We start from the raw sequence: 19,505 nt of genomic DNA on the forward strand, positions 1-19,505 counted from the left end.
AACCGGTGTCCAGCACCGCCGGTACGCGAACGGGGGCGGCCCGTGCGGGCCGCCCCCGGTTCGTGCTCGTCCGTGGCCCTACTCGGCGGGGGCCTCGGGCAGGGTCACCTCGACGGTGAGCTCGGCGTCGTCGGTGGTGCGGAAGTCGATCCCGGCGGCGCGGCCCGCGGCGGCGATGTCGGCGCTGGCGGCGCGCGCGGCGTCGACCCGCTTGCCCGAGACGCTGACGTGCTCGACCTCGGCCCGCATGGACAGCTTGGCCTCGGACTTGGCCTTGCGCACGGCGCGCAGCACCTCGGCGGTGGCGGCCAGGACGGCGGGGTCGCCGTCGGCCGCCGCGGCGCGGTACTCGGCGGTGTCGGGCCAGCGCTGGGCGTGGACAGAGCCCTCCTGCCACCAGCTCCAGACCTCCTCGGCCACGAAGGGCACGAAGGGGGCGAAGAGCCTGTGCAGGGCGCCCAGGGCGACCAGCAGCGCGGCCCGGGCGGAGGCGCCCTCGGCCGACCCGGTGTCGTAGGCGCGGGCCTTGACCAGCTCCAGGTAGTCGTCGCAGAAGTCCCAGAAGAAGCGCTCGGTGCGCTCCAGGGCCCGGGTGTGGTCGTAGGCGCGGAAGGCGGAGGTGGCGTCCTCCACGACGTCGGCCAGCGCGGCCAGCATCGCCCGGTCCAGCGGCTGCGTCACCCGCGCGGGGTCGGCGGCGGCGCCCTCGCCGGCCACGGACATGACGAACTTGCTGGCGTTGAGGATCTTGATGGACAGCCTGCGGCCGACCTTCATCTGACCCTCGTCCATGGCGGTGTCGGTGCCCAGGCGACCGCTGGCCGCCCAGTACCGGACCGCGTCGGAGCTGTACTTCTCCAGCAGCGCCAACGGGGTGACGACGTTGCCCTTGGACTTGGACATCTTCTTGCGGTCGGGGTCCAGGATCCAGCCGGAGATGCCGGTGGTGTTCCAGGGCAGGGTGTCGTTCTCGAAGTGGGCCCGCACCACGGTGGAGAAGAGCCAGGTGCGGATGATGTCCTGGCCCTGGGGCCGGTAGTCCATGGGGAAGACGCGCCGGTACAGGTCCGGGTCGCGCTCCCAGCCGGAAGCGATCTGCGGGGACAGCGAGGAGGTCGCCCAGGTGTCCATGACGTCGGGGTCGCCCATGAACCCGCCCGCCCGCCCGCGCTGGTCCTCGGTGTAGCCCTCGGGCGCCTGCGAGCTGGGGTCGACGGGCAGCTGGGACTCGGCCGGGACGATGGGCTCGTCGTAGCGCGGGTTGCCGTCGGCGTCCAGCGGATACCAGACCGGGAAGGGCACGCCGAAGAAGCGCTGGCGGCTGATCAGCCAGTCGCCGTTGAGGCCCTCGACCCAGTTCTCGTAGCGGGCGCGCATGTGCTCGGGGTACCAGGTGAGCTCGCGCCCGCGCCGCAGGAGCTGCTGGCGCAGGTCCTCGTCCCGCCCGCCGTTGCGGATGTACCACTGGCGGGTGGTGACGATCTCCAGGGGCTTGTCGCCCTTCTCGTAGAACTTCACCGGGTGGGTGATGGGCGCCGGCTCGCCGACCAGGTCGCCGCTCTCGCGCAGCAGGGCGACGGTGCGCTCGCGCGCGGTGTGGACGGTGGCGCCCACGAGCGTGTCGTAGGCCTCGCGGGCGGGGCCGCTCTCCAGGCCCTTGGGCGGGTCGGCCATGATGCGGCCGTCCCAGCCGATGACGGGCCGGGTCTCCAGCTGGAGCTCGCGCCACCAGGTGACGTCGGTGGTGTCGCCGAAGGTGCAGATCATGGCGATGCCGGACCCCTTCTCGGGGTCGGCGAGGCGGTGGGCCCGCACCGGGACCTCCACGCCGAAGACGGGGGTGCGCACGGTGGTGCCGAACAGGTCCTGGTAGCGCTCGTCGTCGGGGTGGGCGACCAGGGCGACGCAGGCGGCCAGCAGCTCGGGGCGGGTGGTCTCGATGTGGACCGGGGTGCCGTCGGGCCTGTGGAAGGCGATCTTGTGGTAGGCGCTGGGGCGCTCGCGGTCCTCCAGCTCGGCCTGGGCGACCGCGGTGCGGAACGTGACGTCCCACAGGGTGGGCGCCTCGGACATGTAGGCCTCGCCGCGGGCCAGGTTGCGCAGGAAGGCGCGCTGGGCGGCGGCGCGGGAGTTGTCGTCGATGGTGGCGTAGGTGTGGCGCCAGTCGACGCTCAGCCCGAGGCGGCGCCAGATCGACTCGAAGACCTTCTCGTCCTCGGCGGTGAGCCGGTCGCACAGCTCGATGAAGTTGCGCCGGGAGACGGGGACCTGCCGCTTGGGGTCGGGCTTGGCGGGCGGCTGGAAGTCCGGGTCGTAGGGGATCGACGGGTCGCAGCGCACGCCGTAGTAGTTCTGGACGCGCCGCTCGGTGGGCAGGCCGTTGTCGTCCCAGCCCATGGGGTAGAAGACGGCCTTGCCGTTCATGCGCTGGAAGCGCGCGACGGTGTCGGTGTGCGTGTAGGAGAACACGTGGCCGATGTGCAGCGAGCCGGACACCGTGGGCGGCGGGGTGTCGATGGAGTAGACGTCCGCGCGCTCGGCCGTGCGGTCGAAGTGGTAGACGCCGGACTCATCCCATACGTCGACCCACTTCGCCTCGATACCGTCCAGCGAGGGCTTGTCGGGCATGCGGAAGGAATGAGAGCCGTTGGTCATGGGGCAATGGTAGTGCGCTCGGGGCCGTGGTCGCTCCGGGTTTCGGGCCGTCACAGCGGGGGTCGGCGCACCCCGGGCGCGCTGGCGCGGGGTTGGCCCCTGACTCCCGGGAAAGGACGTGAAAGGATCGCCCCGTACGCACGGGAGGGTGTGCGCGGGCCGCGCATCCTCCGTACACCCAACGGAAAACGGTGAAGGATTCGATGGCTAAGAAGGACGGCGGTGACCTCGGCCCCGCCCTCGTGGGCTTCGCGGCCGGGTTCGCCGCGCAGTACGTCATGCGCAAGGCCCTGAACTTTGCCTGGACCCGCGTGACCGGCGAGGAGCCGCCCACGGACGTGGACTCCCCCGACATCAGCCTGGGCACGGCGCTGAGCTGGGCCGTGATGGCCGGTGTCGGCACCGAGGTGGCCAGGGTGCTGGCCGTGCGCGCCGCCCGCGCCAGGATGTTCGGCGCCGGCCCCGGCGAGCTGGAGGTCTGACGCCGCGAAGGCGACGACGGCGGGCGGCCGACCGCACCGCAGTGTGGTCGGCCGTCCGCCGTCGTGTTCCACCGCGCTCCCCGGAAGGCCTGACACGCTCCCTCCGGACGGCGGCGGGGTGGTTTCCGACCGCGCGGTCGGGAGCCGCCGGGGACGGGACGGTTCAGGGGCCGTCCCGTCCGGTCAGGCGCACTCCTTGCAGACCAGCTGACCGGCGCGCTGCTCGGCGAGCTGGCTGCGGTGGTGCACCAGGAAGCAGCGCGAGCAGGTGAACTCGTCGGCCTGGCGCGGGAGCACGCGCACCGCGAGTTCCTCGCCCGACAGGTCGGCACCGGGCAGTTCCATGCCCTCGGCGACCTCGTCGGGGTCGACGTCGATCGTGCCGGTGCCCTTGTCCACGCGCCGCGCCTGCAGCTCCTGGAGGCTGTCCTCGTTGATGTCCTCGTCAGTCTTGCGCGGGCTGTCGTAGTCGGTGGCCATCTCTGCTAACTCCCATCCCCCTCGTTCAGTGCCTCGTCGCGCGGGTGTAACGCTTGAGAGACCTTGGTTGTGCCCGGTTCGGCCGATGAGTTTTCCCGACGTCGGCGGACCGTGTCCCCTCCCGGGCCACTGTCCACAGGTCAGCAGCACTTTCGCCGCTTCGTGACCGAAGGCGGCCACGTGTGGCTGCGCCGGGGCCGTACCCCTGTGTACTACCCAACGTCGGCTGCCTCGTAGACCTGGGAAATCCGTTTTCGCCCACTCCGGACAAAGCGCGGGACACTCCCCCAAGGGCGGACGAAAAGCAGGACATGCCCACGTCAGGAGGGATTCCCTCCGTGTCCACGCCCGGGGAAGCATACCCACCCGGGGTCGGCACCCGTGACACGGGCCGGCGTGTCATCGGACACGTATAGATACCACGAAGACCGGCCAAACGCAGCTCGGCCCGGTGGGCGGGTTCAGCGCCGCTCCGCGCCCTCTCCCGGAGGAAGGGGAAGGCGGACGGTGACGACCAGTCCTCCCCCGGCGCGCGGCCACGCGGTCACCGCGCCCTCGTGCGCGCGCACCACGGACCGGACGATGGACAGGCCCAGCCCCGCGCTGCGGCCCGAGCCGACCCGGTCGCCGGAGCCGCGGCGGAACGGCTCGAACAGGCCCTCGATCTCGTAGGCGGGGATGACCTTGCCGGAGTTCTCCACCTGGACGGCGGGCGTGCCCTCGTACATGCCGCTGCGCACGGTGATCTCGCCCTCCTCGACGTTGTACTTGAGGGCGTTCTCCACCAGGTTGCCCACGAGCCGCTCCAGCAGCACGGGGTCGCCGACCACCGTCGCGGGGCGCAGGTCCCGGCGCAGGCTCAGGCCGGAGTCGGCCACCGTCGCGCTGAGCTGGCTGAGCACCGTCCCGGCCACCTCGCCCAGGTCGACCTTGGCGCGGACCTCCAGCTCGCGGTCGCTCTTGGCGAGCAGGAGCAGCCCCTCGATGAGGCGTTCGTGGCGGGCGTTGGTCTCCAGCAGGGTCTGTCCGACGCTCTTGAGGTCGGCCGAGACGTCGGGGGCGCTGAGCGCCACCTCCAGCAGGGTGCGGTTGATCGCCAGCGGTGTGCGCAGCTCGTGCGAGGCGTTGGCGACGAAGCGGCGCTGGCCGTCGAAGGCGCGGTCCAGGCGCTCCAGCATGCCGTCGAAGGTGTCGGCCAGCTCGCGGATCTCGTCGTCGGGCCCGGACAGGGCGATGCGCTCGTGCAGGGAGCGCTCCGACAGGCGGCGGGCGATGCGGGTGATCTTCTGGAGCGGGGACAGCGCCCTTCCGGCCACCGCGTAGCCCAGGGCGACCGCGAGCAGGCCCACCAGGAACAGCGCGAGCAGCGAGAACCGGGTGACGTGGGTGAGCACCTGCTCGATGAGGTCCCTGTGCGCCCGCAGCTCGGCGAAGCTCTGCTCGACCAGGAGCGCGTTGAGCAGGACCGCGACGATCAGGTAGTTGACCAGGACCAGCACGGACCCCGCGGCGAAGAACAGCATCCCGTAGATGAGGGTGAGCCGCGCGCGCAGGCTGAGGTTGTCGGTGAAGTGGTGCACACGGGCGGCGGCCGCGGAGCGCTCGGCGCCCCCGCCCTCGGGCGTGAGGGTGTTGAGGCGTCGCCACGTACCGGTGTCGCCGGGGCGGGTGGGCTCGACCTGCCCCGGTTCGGTCCGCTCCGCCGGTCTCACAGCCGGTACCCGGCGCCGGGGACGGTCTGGATGACGGGCGGGTCGCCGAGCTTCTTGCGCAGGGTCATGACGGTGACGCGGACGACGTTGGTGAAGGGGTCGGCGTTCTCGTCCCAGGCCTTCTCCAGCAGCCCCTCGGCGCTGACCACGGTCCCCTGGGCGCGCATGAGCACCTGGAGGACGGCGAACTCCTTGGGGGTGAGGGTGACCTCGCGGCCGTCGCGGTGGACGCGGTGGTTGGCCGGGTCGAGCGTGATGCCGTGGCGCTCCAGGACCGGGGGCAGCGGGGGCGCCGAGCGGCGGCCGAGGGCGTGGACCCGGGCGATGAGCTCGGCGAAGGCGAAGGGCTTGGCCAGGTAGTCGTCGGCGCCGATGGTGAGGCCCTCGACCTTGTCCTGGACGCCGTCGGAGGCGGTGAGCATCAGGATGCGGCCGTTGTAGCTCTCCTGGACCAGGGCGCGGGCCACGTCGTCGCCGTGGGTGCCCGGCAGGTCGCGGTCCAGCACGACGACGTCGTAGTCGTTGACCGCGGTGTACTCCAGGGCGGCGTCGCCGTCGTAGACCACGTCCACGGCCATCGCCTCGCGCCGCAGTCCGACGGCCACTGTGTCGGCCAGGACCCGTTCGTCTTCGACCACGAGTACGCGCACGTTGTCCTTCTCGAGCGTTGGTCCGCAAAGAAAGGGGGCCGCTGCCGGCGCATCCCCCAACACACCGGCAGCGGCGTTCTTGGTCCCGGCCGCGTCATCCGTTCTTTCACAGTCGGGGTAAGGAGACGGTAAACCCGTCGGGGCGGTTTCGCGAACCGCCCGCTTTCCTCGCCCCGCGTGAACGCGGGCGCTGGGCCGGGAGCTTCACGCTCCCCTGGGCACGGGGAGCCGCCGCCGGCGAATCCCCCAACCGCCGGCAGCGACTTAACCCCGCACATCTCAAATCTGACACATCAAGAATAAGAAACAAGTAAGCACCAGCCCTCCCGGGAAAATGTGTCATGGGACACCCTTGTCCGACACATGGTGTAATCCGCACCCAGGGGCCCGGCTCCGGGGCTTCCGGCGCGCCCCGGCCCGACGCGGCGGCACCCGGCCCCCGGAGGGCGGGGGCGGCCGCGGTGGATCACGAAAGCATCACACCGGTTTCCGGTGGTTTGGGCGAAGGTGCGGCGGGGGTACAGGAGGAGGACGCACGCGTGGACACCGGCCCCCGGCCGGACCGCGACGCGCACGCATGTCACAGGGACGTGACACTTCGACCGTGCGCACGCCATGGCGTGCGCCAACGGATTCCGCGCCGGAGCACCGTCGTGCCCCGGCGCTTACCCCTGGAAGAGGTGCAATGGGCGAGTTCCTCGCGGAGATCAAGGTCCGTATCAACGAGACCTACCGGTCGTTCCAGGCTGCTCAGGCCGCCGGAGACGAATTCCTCGCCGACACGCATGCGTCGGAGCTTGAGGACCTGTACCGCATCGCGGCTCGCAACGGCGTCGACACCTGCGCCTGAGAAGCACGAGAAGCGCTGAGGGGCGCGGTGGGCACACGGCCCGCCGCGCCCCTCGTGCGTTCCGGGGGACCCTGGGCCCCCGGGCGTCACGGGGACCGGGTTCCCGTCAGCCGTCGGTGTCGGCGCCCAACGGGGCCAGGAGGGCCTCCAGGGCTTCGTAGAGCCCGGGGCGGGCGGCGATGACCAGGTCGTTGCTGGGCGGCCCCGAGCGCGCTCCTCCCAGCCGCAGGCCCGCCTCGCTCGCCACCAGGCCCGGGGCGCACCAGTCCCAGGGGTGGAGGCCGCGCTCGTAGTAGGCGTTGCAGCGGCCCACGGCGAGCCCGGTCAGGTCCACCGCGGCCGACCCGCCGCGGCGGATGTCGCGGATGCGCGGGACCACCTCCAGCAGGACCCTGGCCTGCTGGACGCGGCGCTCGGGGAAGTACCCGAAGCCGGTGGCCACCAGGGCCTGCTCCAGCGGCACGGCGGGCGGGGCCTCCAGGACGCGGCCGTTCAGGCGCGCGCCGCCGCCGAGCACCGCCTCGTAGGACTCACCGAGCCGGGGGACGTTCACGGCGGCGGCCACCACCACGCCGTCGACCTCCGCGGCGACGGACACGGCCCAGTCGGACCGGCCGTACAGGTAGTTGACGGTGCCGTCGATGGGGTCCACGACCCAGCGCACACCGCTGGTGCCGCCCTCGCCGCCGCCCTCCTCCCCCAGGAAGGCGTCGTCGGGGCGCGCGGCGAGCAGGCGGGTGCGGACGAGCTCCTCGGCGGCCCGGTCCATCTCGGTGACGACGTCGGTGGGGCTGGACTTGGTGTCGAGCACGGTGATGCCCGCCTGCCCCTTGGCGGCGAGCTCTCCCGCCTCCGCGGCCACGCTCACGGCGAGGTCGCGCAGGCTCTCGCGGTCGGGTGCGGCGTGGGTGGTACTCACTGGCTGTCCTCCGTGGCGTGGTGTCGCGCGCCGGGGTGCGTCCCGGACGCGGGTCCGGCCGGGGCCGCGGTCGCGGCCCCGGCCGGTCGTGGGCGGATCAGAGCAGTTCGGGCCTGCTCCACTCCTTGCCGTGCACGTGGTGGTCGAGGAAGGCGAAGATCGTCTCGTACCAGATCCGGGCGTTCCCGGGGGTGAGGATCCAGTGGTTCTCGTCCGGGAAGTACAGGAACTTGGCGTCCACCTCGTGCAGCAGCAGGTCGCGCCACAGGCGCAGGCCCTCGGAGATGGGCACCCGGTAGTCCTTGTCGCCGTGGATGACGAGCATCGGGGTGCGGATGCGGTCCGCGTGCAGGTGCGGGGAGTTGAGGGTGTAGCGCTCGGGGCGCTCCAGCGGGGTGCCGAACTCGCGCTCCCACACCGGCGGGTAGTCGGTGGTGCCGTTGAAGCCGTCCAGGCCCCACAGGGAGGCGTGGGAGACGATGGCCCTGAACCGGTCGGTGTGCCCGGCGATCCAGTTGGCCATGTAGCCGCCGAAGGAGCCGCCCATCATGGCGGTGCGCTCGGCGTCGACGTCCTCGCGCGCCTCGGCGGCGTCGGTGACGGCCATGACGTCGGCGAAGGTGCGCGGCCCCCACTGTCCCCAGGCGCGGCGGAGCATGTCCTGGCCGTAGCCGGTGGACAGGGCGGGGTCGGGCAGCAGGACGGCGTAGCCGCGCGCGGCGAGCAGCCACGGGTTCCAGCGCCAGGACCAGCCGTTGAAGCTCATGTAGGGGCCGCCGTGGACCCAGAGCATGAGCGGGGCGGGCGAGTCGGCCGAGGCCTCCTCGGGCAGCACCAGCCAGGAGCGGATCACGGTGCCGTCGTCGGCGGTGGTCTCGATCTCGGTGAGGGTGCCGGGCATGGTCAGCTCGGAGCCGGGGGTGCGCAGGTGCACGGGTCGGCCGTCGGCGGCGTCGGCGGCCAGGCGTACGGGCGCGGGCGGGGCGTCCCAGGCGTCGCGCAGGGCGTAGACGTGGCGGCCGTCGGGAGACGGGTTGAGGTTGCTGTAGGCGCCGTGGTCGCCGGTGAGGCGGGTGAGCGCGCCGCTGGCCAGGTCGATCCGGAAGACGGGCCGGCGGCCGCCGTGGTCGGCGACGAGGAAGACCGCGCCCGAGTCGGCGGCCCAGGCGAGTTCGCGGGGCCACAGCTCGTGGTCGGCGAGCAGGTCGCGGCCCTGTCCGGTGGCCAGGTCGACCAGCCAGGCGGTCTCGTTCCGGGGTTCGCCGTCGTAGTCGCCCTGGGAGCTGCGCACGAGCAGGACGTGGCGGCCGTCGGGGGAGACGAGCGGGTTGTCGAAGTCGTGGTCGGGGTCGGTGGCCAGGGTGCGGCGCTGTCCCGTGGCCGTGTCGATGGCGACGACGTCGCGGCGCCGGGCGCCCCGGCCGACGGGGACCTGCCACTCGGTGACCAGGGTGGCTCCGTCGGGGGTGAGGTCGCCGATCGCGCCCAGGAGCGCCATCCCGGCGTCGGGGGTCAGGTCGCGCGGGTCGCCGAGCCGGGAGTCCTCGTCCGCGGGCGGTTCGGCGACCAGGTAGCGGGGGTGTCCGGGGCCGATGTCACTGTCCCAGGAGCGCACGGGCAGCGCCTCGTGCAGGATGGCGGTGACCCCGGCCTCCTCGCGGGCCTTGCGCGCCTCCCTGTCGGACTCCTCGTCCTCGCTGCGGGGGAGGGTGTCGGAGGTGAGGGCGACCAGGCCGGAGTCGCGGGCGACCGTGAAGGAGCCGATGCCGCCGGGCCGGGAGGCGACCTGGCGGGCCTCGCCGCCGTCGGCGGGCAGGAGCCACAGGGCGGTGCGGGCCTTGGCGTCGGCGTCGGCCTCGGGGTCGGGGCGGCCGGTGGTGAACAGGACCGAGCCGTCGGGGAGGAAGCCGACGCCGCTCTCGCCCTTGGCCGAGCGGGTGAGGCGTCTGGGGGCGCGCCCGCCCTCGGACTCGGGGGCGGTGTCGATCTCCCACAGGGCGCTGCGGAAGGACTTGGCGTCGGGGGCGAGGCCGCTGACGGGCGCGACCAGACGGGTTCCGTCCGGTGAGAGGCGCAGCCCGTTGACGCGGCGAAGTCGGACGTACTCCGGCAGTTCATACCAGGAACGGACCAAGACACATACTCCCTGAACGTCGACGTGGGGTCGGGGCGGACACCGTCGAGCGGGCCGTGGGGCGACTGTGGTCCCCCGCCCTCCCGCGGGCGGTGTCAGCAGCGTTTACTCACCTTCCCACACGTCCGGGACGGCGGGTCGGGTCGGGGCGCGGATCCCCGTGGGGACCGCGGGAGGCCCGTCACTCCAGGATGACCCGCCCGGGGCCGTCGTACGAAGCCCTTTCGCGGACCTGTGGACGGCCCCGCGCCGACCCGCGCCGGGCGCCGGCCGACGGCGGGCCCCGTCGGCCGCGCGGTTCAGCGGCTCAGACCGGGCACGAGCAGTCGGTGCAGCGCGCGAGCGAGCTCAGGCGCCGGGGCTCGGCCCGTTCGGCGTACTCGCGGACCAGGTCGGTCACCATGGACACGAACGCGGGGTGCGTGCCGGGGCTGAGCGCGCGCTCGTAGCCGATGCCGAGCTTCTTGGCGGTGTCGCGGGCCTCCACGTCGAGGTCGAACTTGACCTCCATGTGGTCGGAGACGAAGCCGTGCGGGACCACGACCACGGCGGGCACGCCCTCGGCGGCCAGCTCCTCCATGCGGTCGTTGACGTCGGGCTCCAGCCAGGGCTGGCTGGGCGGGCCGCTGCGGCTCTGGTAGACGACCTCGTGCGGGTAGTCGCGGTCGAGCCGCCCGACCACCAGGCGCGCCACCTCGGCCAGCTGGGCGCCGTAGGCCCCCTCGGGGCCGAAGGCCTGTCCGGGGCCGCCGCTGGCCTCGGCCATCGTCGTGGGGATGGAGTGCGCGGAGAAGAGCAGGTGCGCGCCCTCGCGCTGCTCGTCGGGCAGGGCGTCCAGGGCGGCGCGGGTGTGCTCGACCAGCGGTTCGACGAACCCCGGGTGGTCGTAGAAGGGCCGGATGAGGTCCACCTCGGGGGCGTCCTCGCCCAGCGCGGCGCGGGCGCGGGCGATGTCCTCCTCGTAGGCGGTGCGGCTGGACCAGTTGCAGTACGCGGAGGTGGGCAGCGCCAGGATGCGGCGCACGCCGTCCTCCTTCATCCGGGCGAGGGTGTCGGTGAGCATCGGGGCCCAGAACCGGTTGCCCCAGTAGACGGGCAGGTCGACCCCGTTGGCGGCGAAGTCGGCGGTGACCGCGGCGAGCAGGTCGCGGCACTGCTGGTTGATCGGACTGACACCGCCGAAGAGGAAGTAGTGCTCGCCGACCTCGGCGAGGCGCTCACGGGGGATGTTGCGGCCCCGGGTGACGTTCTCCAGGAACGGGATGACCTCGTCCTCCCCCTCCGGGCCGCCGAAGGAGATCAGCAAAAACGCGTCGTAGTAGCTCACAGCTCTTATGAAACCAGCTCCGCCGGACCGGCTCGCGCGACCCCCCGGATGCGTGTCCTGTGGTCTTGGCCTCCCCTCCCCCGGGCGCCCCGTCCGGGGGCGTCCGGCTCTGGCCGCGCGGGTGACCGGCCGGTAATGTCGCCGCATGACAGATGTGATGTGGAACACATGGGCGGGTACCCACCAGGCCCGGCCCAGGCGCACGGCGGCTCCGGGGAGCACCGCGGAGGTCGCCGCGGCGGTCTCCTCGGCCACCGCGGAGGACCTGCGCGTCCGCATGGTCGGCACGGGCCACTCCTTCACCGACGTGGCCGTCACCGACGGACTCCTCCTCTCCCCCACCTCCCTGACCCGGGTGCGCTCGGTCGACCCGGCCGCGGGCACGGCCACCGTCGAGGCGGGCCTGCCCCTGTGCGACTTCAACGACGTGCTGGCCGGGCACGGGGCGGCCCTGGCCAACATGGGCGACATCGCCGTGCAGACCGTGGCGGGCGCGGTGCAGACCGGCACCCACGGCACCGGCCGGGACGCGGGCGGGCTGGCCGCGCAGGTGGTCGGCATGGAGATGGTGCTCGCCGACGGTTCGGTGGCCGAGTGCTCGGCCGAGCGGGAGCCGGAGCTGTTCCAGGCGGCCCGGGTGGGCCTGGGCGCGTTCGGCGTGGTCACCGCGCTGACCATGGCGGTGCGCCCGGCCTTCCTGCTGCACGCGCGCGAGGAGCCGATGCGGTTGGAGGAGGTGCTGGAGCGCCTGCCGGAGCTGCGCGCCGACAACGACCACTTCGAGTTCTACTGGTTTCCGCACACCGGTAACACCAACACCAAGCGCAACAACATCAGCTCGGGTCCGGCCCGGCCGCTCTCGCCCTTCCGCGCCTGGCTGGACGACGAGTTCCTGTCCAACACGCTCTTCGAGGGCGTCAACCGGGTGTGCCGCCGCTTCCCCCGCGCGGTGCCCGCGGTGAACCGGGTCAGCTCGCGCGCGCTGACGGCGCGCAGCTACACCGACGCCTCGTACCGGGTGTTCGCCTCGGTGCGCGACGTGCGGTTCGTGGAGATGGAGTACGCGGTCCCCGCGGAGCACCTGGCCGACGTGCTGCGCGAGGCGGGGTCGATCGTGGACCGGGGCGGCCACCGGGTGAGCTTCCCGGTGGAGGTGCGCTTCGCCCCGGCCGACGACGTGTGGCTGTCCACCGCCTACGGGCGCGACACCGCCTACGTGGCGGTGCACATGTACCAGGGCACCCCCTACGACGCCTACTTCGCCGACCTGGAGGCGCTGTTCACCTCCGTGGGCGGGCGCCCCCACTGGGGCAAGATGCACACCCGAGACCGCGCCTACCTGGAGGGCGTCTACCCGATGCTGGGCCGGGCCCTGGAGGTGCGGGACCGCGTGGACCCCGGGCGCCGGTTCGGCAACGCCTACCTGGAGCGGGTGCTGGAGTAGGCGCGCGGCACGATCGGCACGGGCCCCGCGTCCGCGCGGGCCGGTGGCGGCACCGGCTCCCGGGGTCCCCGTCCGGAGCCGGTCACACCGGCCGCGTGGGCGGGGTCGTGCCTGTGACGCCGCTCCGAGGGGGGTGTTGGGGGATGGACGAGGACGCACGGCTGGCCGGACGCTTCGAGGAGCACCGGCCCCGCCTGCGCGCGGTGGCCTACCGGATCCTGGGTTCGGCGGGCGAGGCCGACGACGCCGTGCAGGAGGCCTGGCTGCGCCTGAACCGCGGCGGTGCCGAGGAGATCGACAACCTGGCCGGGTGGCTGACCACCGTGGTGGCGCGGGTGTGCCTGAACACGCTGCGCTCGCGGGAGCGGCGGCGCGAGGACCCCCTCGACGTGCGCGTGCCCGACCCCGTCGTCAGCCCCGAGGAGGGCGGCGACCCCGAGCGGGAGGCGGTGCTGGCCGACACCGTGGGACTGGCGCTGCTGGTGGTGCTGGAGGCTCTCAAGCCCGCCGAGCGGCTCGCGTTCGTGCTGCACGACATGTTCGCGGTGCCCTTCGAGGAGATCGCCCCGATGATCGACCGCTCCCCGGCCGCGGCGAGGCAGCTCGCGAGCCGGGCGCGCAGGCGGGTGCGCGGCCGGGCCCCGGTCCCCGACCGCGACCCGGCCCTGCAGCGCCGGGTCGTCGACGCGTTCTTCGCCGCGGCCCGCGACGGCGACATCGACGGCCTGGTGAGCGTGCTGGACGCCGACGCCGTGCTGCGCTCGGACGGCGGCGCCGCGCGTGCCGGGCACACCCGGGTGATCACCGGCGCGCGGGCCGTGGCCGGTCAGGCCGTCACCTTCGGGGGCCTGTCGCCGTTCGTCCGGCCCGTGCTGGTCAACGGGGCGGCCGGGGTGGTCGTGGTCGTGCGGGGGCGGGCGGTGTCCGTCATGGGGTTCACCGTCACGGGCGGCAGGATCGCCGCCATCGACGTGCTGGCCGACCCCGAGCGCCTGCGGCGGCTGGACCCGGCCGTCCTCGACGGCTGAGGACCCGGCCGCCCCGGGCGCGCTCAGCCGGTCTGGGGCGCGGCGGGCGGGGGCGCGGGGACGGCCTCCTCGCCGCCCTGTCCGCCGGTCCCGGGTCCGGGCGTCTGCCCGCCCGGGTCCTGGGTCCCGCCGTCGCCCTCCGGCGGTTCGGTGGGCTCGGTGGTCCCGCCGGTGCCGTCGGGGACCTCCTCCTCCGTGCCGCCGCCGTCGCCGGTCCCGTCGTCCTCGGGTGCTCCGGTCCCGGGGGCGGGCTCGGTCGGCTGCCCGGTGCCCGGGACCTGCTCCTGCCCCCCGGGCGAGGGGTCGGGGGCGTCGTCTCCGGTCGCGGGTGCCTCGGGCTCCTCCTCCTGGGCCGGGGGCGCGGAGGTGGTGCCGCCGAACAGCGTGGGCGCGCTGGGCTCCTGCGAGCCCTGGGTCCAGGAGGTCAGCGAGCGCCCGGTGAACAGCTCGAATACCAGGATGACCAGCATGACCAGGACGAAGACCGCGGTGGCCGGGATGACCAGGGCACGCCAGCCGCGCCGCCGACCGCCCTCACGCTCGCCGGTGCCGCCGGTTCCGCCGTAGGAGCCGCTGTCGGAGCCGCCGTGGTCACCGGGGTCGTCCGCGGGCCACGGGCCGACGGCGGGCCACGGGCCGACGGCGGGCCACGGGCCGACGGCGGGCATCCGCGCGGTGGCGCCGGGGTCGGCCGGGGTCCGGCCGTCCAGTGCGGGCAGGGCCATGGTGCGGGTGGCGTCGGCGTCCTCCTCGCCCCGGGGCGGGGGCGCGGTCCCGGTTCCGGAGACCTGGCGCAGCAGGGCGGTCTCGGAGATGCCCTCGGGCGGCGGCGCCACCGGAGCCCCCGGGGCGTCCGGCACCGCCGTGGCGCCCCGGGGACCGGAGGCCCGCCCGGCCAGCTGCCTGGCCTGTTCGCCCCCGCGCGAGAACCAGTGCTGCAGCAGCGGGCTGACGAGTGTGCTGAGCGCGGCCATCCCGGCGGCGCCGATGACCGTGCCGTACACGTTCAGGTAGGAGGCCGCGGTGGCCGCGGCCAGTGTCGCGGCTCCGGCACCGGCGACCTGGGAGACGCTCAGGTCGAACTTCTTCCCCTTGGCGCCCTCCTCCCCTTCTTCCCGGTCGTCGTGGTGTGCGGTCCGACCCATCCGGTCGTCCCCCCTTCGTCGGCCGCGCGCGGGCGCGACGGGACTGTCAGCGCGGGATGGGCGTGTGGTGGGGCATACAACCCCACAGACCCCGAACTTCACATTTCGCCCATAGCTTGATAACTCAGGCTAAGGGCGACAAGTTTCCGATAACGCCATGAAATAAGAAGCATCACTCTCTGGTACACATCGGCGTGTCGAGTTGCGTCCCGGAGGGTCCGTGTACCCGTGGAACGGTCCGGGATCGGAGTTTTTCCCAGACCTGGGGGGATTCGGGGGACGCGGGATACCATCACGGCTGAGCCCTCGTGCGGGATCGGCGACATTCCCCCGCGATCGCTCCCGGTCGCGGAAGGGTCAGCGTGCCAAGATTGGCACCGAAGCGACCGTGAGGGCCCCGGGTACCCCCGGGGCGGCTCCCAACCGCGGCGGCAGCCGCGGATCGGGAGGCGGGCACACAGTTCGGACATGCCGGGCGCGGTACTGGCCGAACAGTTGTCGGCCGACCAGACTTGGAGAACGCGGGGGTGGGTCGCGGGACCTGCCCTCGACGGGACGCGAAAGGGAGGGCGATGCACGAGCTTCGCCTCGTGGCCGTGAGCGAGGACGGCACCTACCTGGTGCTCGCCAGCGCCGGCCGTGGAACCCGTTTCACGCTGCCCGTCGACGACCGCCTCCGCGCCGCAGTACGCGGCCAGTTCTCCCGGCTCGGCCAGTACGAGATCGAAGTGGAGAATCCGTTGCGCCCCAAGGAAATCCAGGCCCGTATCCGGTCCGGCGAGACCGCGGAGGCCATCTCCGAGATCTCCGGTATCCCCATCGAGCGGGTCCGCTGGTTCGAGGGCCCCGTCCTCCAGGAACGCGAGTACATCGCCCAGCAGGCCCAGCGCGCCAGCGTGCGCGCGCACGGCGACGCCGCCCCGGGCCCCTCCCTGGAGGAGTTGGTCACCAAGCGGATCGGCGCGCACCAGTTGGAGACCGGTGACGCGGCGTGGGACTCGTGGAAGCGCGAGGACCGGTCCTGGCAGCTCAAGCTCGTGTTCCTGCACGGCGGCGAGGAGCGCGTCGCCCACTGGCTGTACGAGCCCAGACACAACAGCGTGGCCCCCGCCGACGAGGAGGCCGCCCGGTTCTCCTCACCCGACCCCGAACCCGTGCCCTCCCCCGGGGCGACCGTGACGCCCTTCGCGCCGCGCCGCACCGAGACCGCCCCGGACCTGCCCCGGTCCGAGCCCCAGCCGTTCTCCGAGCGCGAACGCCCCGCGCCCCTGCGCCCCTCCTCCGCCGCGTACCGGGACGAGCAGCCGCGCCCGGCGCCGCCCGCGCGTCCGGCCGCCGCCGAGCGCCACCCCGCCGAGCGCCGTCCCGTCGAGCGCGAGCGGGTCCCGGAGCGTCCCGCCGAGCGCGAGCGGCCCGCCGGGCGCCGGCCACTGGAGTGGGACCAGTACCCGGAGCCGCAGGCGGAGCGGTACGAGCGTCCGCGCAGGGAACAGCCCGTCGAACGCCCCGCCGCGCGCACCGAGTCCGAGCGCTGGCCCGCCTACGAGCGCGGGCCCGAGCCCGAGCGGCGGCCGCGGAGCGAACACTGGTCCGAGTCCGAGCGCTGGCCCGAGACCGCCGCCCGCGACGAGCCCCCGGCACGGGAGCGCCACCGCCCCGAGCCGCGGACCGAACCGGCCGCCTACGACGAGCCCGAGGTCGAGGAGCGGCGCCGCCCCGAACGGCGTGCGGACTGGATGGACGCCCGGCCCGGCGAGCCGGTCGAGCCCGAGGCGGCCCCGCCCGCCGCGGAGGGCCCCGCCCAGCAGCGTCCGGCCCCGCGCCGCCGCCGCGCCACCATCGACCTCAACGACAACGGCGTCCCGCGCCGCGCCGCCGAGCAGCCGCCCGCGGCCGCGGTCCCGGCCGCCGCCAACAGCGGCTCTTCCGCGGCCAAGCGCAAGGGACGCGGCCGACGCGCATCGGTCCCGTCCTGGGACGAGATCATGTTCGGCTCCAAGAAGGACGAGTAGGGCGCGCCCGCGCCCGCGGGGAGGGGTCGGCCGCACTGTGCGGCCGACCCCTCCCTCACGTGTGCTCCGGGCCGCGCGGGTCCCGCGGCGCGGCCCCGTCCTCCGGCTCGGTCCCCTGCGGGCCGACCAGGAAGGGGCGCACCATCTCGGGGGTGACCCGGGCGGCGAAGGCCACCGACTCCTCGAACGAGGCGTCCTGCGCGGTGTAGCCGCCCGCGCCCGCGCCGACCGTGACTTTGAGGTCGGCCAGCGAGGACGGGCGCTGGAAGAGGGTCTGGGTCCAGGACCAGCCGATCACCGCCGAGTGCTCCACCGTCGCCTGGGAGCGGCGCAGCGACCCCCAGCGCACGCTCACCCGCTCCCCGTCGTGGCCGTGGCCCAGGGAGCGGTACCGGTCCACGCCCAGGGGCACGCCCAGCACCGCCAGGGCCGCGGCCGCCCAGGCCAGCCACGCCGCGTCCACGGCCAGGGCGACCGCCAGGAGCAGCACGAACGGCCCCGAGGAGCGGGTCAGACGACGGTAGAGTGCGGCGCGCGGATGCCGGTCGAGGCCGCCCCGGTACCGGGCCAGCGCGCGGTCCACGACGTCATCGACCACCGCGCGGGGCCCGATCGGCAGCAGCACCGCGCGGTTGGCGGTGTCGCCCAGTCCGGTGACGATGGCGCGCAGGCGCACCGCCCCGCGCAGGCGTTCGAGGGGGTTGTCCAGGAGCTCGTACCCGCGGATGCGGCGCTTCTCCAGCGTCACGCTGCGCCGGGTGAGCAGCCCCCGCTCGGCGACCAGGGAGCCGTCGCGCTCCCTGAGGGTGAAGCCCCAGTGGGTGAGCGCGTAGGAGACCACGGCGAACACCGGCATCAGCAGCACCAGCGCGCCGGCGAAGAGGGCCGCGGACAGCAGGATCAGGCTGTGGTCGGACGTGGTCACCCAGTCCACGACGTAGTCGGTGGCCAGTTCCCCGGCGGTCTGCTGGACCATCCCGAACAGGGTGGCCAGGACCGCGAACGGGGTGAGCAGGTACCCCAGGCTCAGCGTCCCGTACAGGTACCACGAGCGGGGCATGGCGAAGTGGGTGACGGTGTCGTCCTCCCCGGGGGGCCCGGTCGCCTCCCCGGGTTCCGGGGCGCCCTCCCCCGCGCCGGGCCCGCCCGGCGCGGCGGGCGGGGCGGCGGCCCCGACCGCGTGTCCGGTGAGCACCGCCCTGCGGTGCAGCAGCACCCGGCGCAGGCGGTCGGCCTCACCCGCCGAGACGGCGTCGAGCTTGCCGTCCTCGGTGGCGCCCGCGGAACCCGCGGCGGCCTCGACGCGGACCACGGCAACGCCCAGCATCCGGTGCAGCAGGGTGCTGGTGACGTCCACGCCGCGCACCCGCTCCAGCGGGATGGTGCGCTGGGAGCGGCGGAGCAGGCCCCGGCGGATCTCCAGCCGGTCCCCGGCGACCTCGTAGCGGGTGGTGCGCCAGGTGACGATCCCGCCGACGAGCAGGGCCACGACGGTCGCTCCCGTGGCGGCGAGCACCCAGGCGTTGAACCCGCCGAGCACCAGCCCGGCGACGATCGGCACCAGGAGACCCCGGAGCTGGTTGATGGGACCCACGACCACGCTGCGGGGGCTGAGGCGGCGGGCGCGCTCGGCGCCGAAGGCCTCCGCGCCCCCGCCGTCCTGCCCGCCCCACCAGTCGCGGGGGCCGTCCGAAGGCTCCGGGCCCGGTTCCCGGGGCGCCTCGGCGCCGGGGCCCGGAAGCGGGTGGGCGCCGGGGTCCTGGAACGCATGCGCGCCGGAGCCGGGGGGCGTGTGGACGCCGGGGCTCCAGGGCGCTCCGGCCCCGGGGATCCGCGGCGCGTGGGCGTCAGGGCTCCAGGGCGGCCGGGGATCGACGGCCGGGCCGTGGTCGGCGGTCTCCCCCGTGCCCCGGCCCGAGGGCGCGGGACCGCTTCCGGGGGCGACCCAGCCGCCCCGGTCGTCGGGGTCGGCCGGGTCCGGCGGGCCGTGGTGTCCGGCGTGTCCGTCCATCAGGTCGCGTCGTCCCGCAGCGCGCCGGCGCGCACGGCCAGTTCCTCGCTCAGCAGGCGCGCCTCCTCGGCGTCCAGCCCCTCGATCGTGGACGACCCGGCGTAGGAGGCGGTCTGCACCTCCAGCGTCGCCACGCCGAACAGGCGCTCCAGCCACCCCTGCGTGTGGTCGACCGTCTGCAGGCGGTTGACCGGGACCAGCTGCCAGGAGCGGCTGACCCAGCCCGCCCGGGTGTAGATGACGTCCCCCGCCACCTCCCAGCGGTGCACCCGGTACCTCCACGAGGGGACGACGGCGATCTCGACCAGGGCGTAGAGCGCGTAGACCCCCGGCAGCAGCCAGGCGTTGTCCCGCGCCCACGGCGGTATCCACGTCCAGCCCAGCGACGAGACCGCCCAGGCGACCGCCGACAGCAGGAGCAGGAGGAAGACGCTGGCGAACAGCAGGCGCAGGGTCCACACGCCGATCGCCCGGCCGCTCACGCGGCGCAGCGGCGGGCGCAGCCGCACGGGCGCCTCGGGTCCGGGCGTTCGCGGCGGCTCCTGGGGGCCGGGGGTTGCGGGGGTGTCCATCACGCGCACGAGTCTAGGGCCTCGCACCGCGCCCGCCCCTTCCGCCGCGGGTCGCGGACCCGACGGCGGCGACCGCCTCCGCGC

15 protein-coding genes are annotated in these 19,505 nt (G+C 74.1%); 5 read left to right on the forward strand and 10 right to left on the reverse strand.

Annotation, left to right across the window (positions count from 1 at the left end):
- Nucleotides 1–78: 78 nt before the first annotated feature.
- On the reverse strand, nucleotides 79–2,655 hold the full coding sequence (gene valS / locus AC0VX6_RS18415; protein WP_475465397.1) for a valine--tRNA ligase: 2,577 nt from the start codon (nucleotides 2,653–2,655) through the stop codon (nucleotides 79–81).
- Nucleotides 2,656–2,858: 203 nt separating this feature from the next.
- Between valS and AC0VX6_RS18420 the strand changes: the two genes are divergently transcribed.
- Nucleotides 2,859–3,137, forward strand: a complete 279-nt coding sequence (locus AC0VX6_RS18420) for a DUF4235 domain-containing protein (protein WP_047869069.1) — start codon at nucleotides 2,859–2,861, stop codon at nucleotides 3,135–3,137.
- A 183-nt stretch (nucleotides 3,138–3,320) separates the two neighbouring features.
- Here AC0VX6_RS18420 and AC0VX6_RS18425 read toward each other — a convergent pair whose 3' ends face one another.
- From AC0VX6_RS18425 to AC0VX6_RS18435, 3 genes are all read right to left on the reverse strand, one after another.
- Nucleotides 3,321–3,617, reverse strand: coding sequence for a DUF4193 domain-containing protein (locus AC0VX6_RS18425; RefSeq protein ID WP_013153901.1), 297 nt, complete (start codon nucleotides 3,615–3,617; stop codon nucleotides 3,321–3,323).
- Nucleotides 3,618–4,078: 461 nt separating this feature from the next.
- Nucleotides 4,079–5,329, reverse strand: coding sequence for a sensor histidine kinase (locus tag AC0VX6_RS18430; RefSeq protein ID WP_274973913.1), 1,251 nt, complete (start codon nucleotides 5,327–5,329; stop codon nucleotides 4,079–4,081).
- Complete coding sequence (locus AC0VX6_RS18435; RefSeq protein WP_026338173.1) at nucleotides 5,326–5,979, reverse strand: response regulator transcription factor; 654 nt, start codon at nucleotides 5,977–5,979, stop codon at nucleotides 5,326–5,328. Before AC0VX6_RS18435 ends, AC0VX6_RS18430 begins: the two co-directional genes overlap by 4 nt.
- Before the next feature lie 685 nt (nucleotides 5,980–6,664).
- Between AC0VX6_RS18435 and AC0VX6_RS18440 the strand changes: the two genes are divergently transcribed.
- Nucleotides 6,665–6,829: a hypothetical protein gene (locus AC0VX6_RS18440; protein ID WP_200904074.1), complete on the forward strand. Its 165-nt coding sequence runs from the start codon at nucleotides 6,665–6,667 to the stop codon at nucleotides 6,827–6,829.
- A gap of 106 nt (nucleotides 6,830–6,935) precedes the next feature.
- Here AC0VX6_RS18440 and AC0VX6_RS18445 read toward each other — a convergent pair whose 3' ends face one another.
- The 3 genes from AC0VX6_RS18445 to AC0VX6_RS18455 all read right to left on the reverse strand — a co-directional run bounded on the left by AC0VX6_RS18445 (nucleotide 6,936) and on the right by AC0VX6_RS18455 (nucleotide 11,209).
- A complete protein-coding gene (locus AC0VX6_RS18445; RefSeq protein ID WP_274973914.1) occupies nucleotides 6,936–7,748 on the reverse strand; it encodes an inositol monophosphatase family protein in 813 nt (270 codons plus the stop codon).
- Nucleotides 7,749–7,845: 97 nt separating this feature from the next.
- Nucleotides 7,846–9,882, reverse strand: a complete 2,037-nt coding sequence (locus AC0VX6_RS18450) for a S9 family peptidase (protein WP_274973915.1) — start codon at nucleotides 9,880–9,882, stop codon at nucleotides 7,846–7,848.
- A 307-nt stretch (nucleotides 9,883–10,189) separates the two neighbouring features.
- Nucleotides 10,190–11,209, reverse strand: a complete 1,020-nt coding sequence (locus AC0VX6_RS18455; protein ID WP_274973916.1) for a ferrochelatase — start codon at nucleotides 11,207–11,209, stop codon at nucleotides 10,190–10,192.
- Nucleotides 11,210–11,366: 157 nt separating this feature from the next.
- On the opposite strand from AC0VX6_RS18455, the gene AC0VX6_RS18460 reads away from it, so the two are divergent.
- A complete protein-coding gene (locus AC0VX6_RS18460; RefSeq protein ID WP_475469396.1) occupies nucleotides 11,367–12,653 on the forward strand; it encodes a D-arabinono-1,4-lactone oxidase in 1,287 nt (428 codons plus the stop codon).
- Nucleotides 12,654–12,796: 143 nt separating this feature from the next.
- Nucleotides 12,797–13,681 (forward strand): RNA polymerase sigma factor SigJ, encoded by an 885-nt coding sequence (sigJ, locus tag AC0VX6_RS18465; RefSeq protein ID WP_274973918.1) that lies wholly within the window; start codon nucleotides 12,797–12,799, stop codon nucleotides 13,679–13,681.
- 23 nt (nucleotides 13,682–13,704) lie between these two features.
- Here sigJ and AC0VX6_RS18470 read toward each other — a convergent pair whose 3' ends face one another.
- Entirely contained in the window at nucleotides 13,705–14,826 is a 1,122-nt protein-coding gene (locus AC0VX6_RS18470) for a hypothetical protein (RefSeq protein ID WP_475465398.1), read from the reverse strand.
- A 572-nt stretch (nucleotides 14,827–15,398) separates the two neighbouring features.
- Here AC0VX6_RS18470 and sepH point away from each other — a divergent pair.
- Nucleotides 15,399–16,838, forward strand: a complete 1,440-nt coding sequence (gene sepH / locus AC0VX6_RS18475; protein WP_475465400.1) for a septation protein SepH — start codon at nucleotides 15,399–15,401, stop codon at nucleotides 16,836–16,838.
- A 55-nt stretch (nucleotides 16,839–16,893) separates the two neighbouring features.
- Here the strand turns inward: sepH and AC0VX6_RS18480 are convergent, their stop codons facing one another.
- Complete coding sequence (locus tag AC0VX6_RS18480; RefSeq protein ID WP_475465402.1) at nucleotides 16,894–18,849, reverse strand: PH domain-containing protein; 1,956 nt, start codon at nucleotides 18,847–18,849, stop codon at nucleotides 16,894–16,896.
- The gene (locus AC0VX6_RS18485; RefSeq protein ID WP_475465403.1) at nucleotides 18,849–19,421 is read right to left on the reverse strand and encodes a PH domain-containing protein; all 573 of its coding nucleotides are present in this window, start codon (nucleotides 19,419–19,421) and stop codon (nucleotides 18,849–18,851) included. The genes AC0VX6_RS18480 and AC0VX6_RS18485 overlap by 1 nt, the downstream gene beginning before the upstream one ends.
- Between the last annotated feature and the right edge of the window lie 84 nt (nucleotides 19,422–19,505).

It is taken from the genome of Nocardiopsis sp. iso_25, from assembly GCF_056173305.1.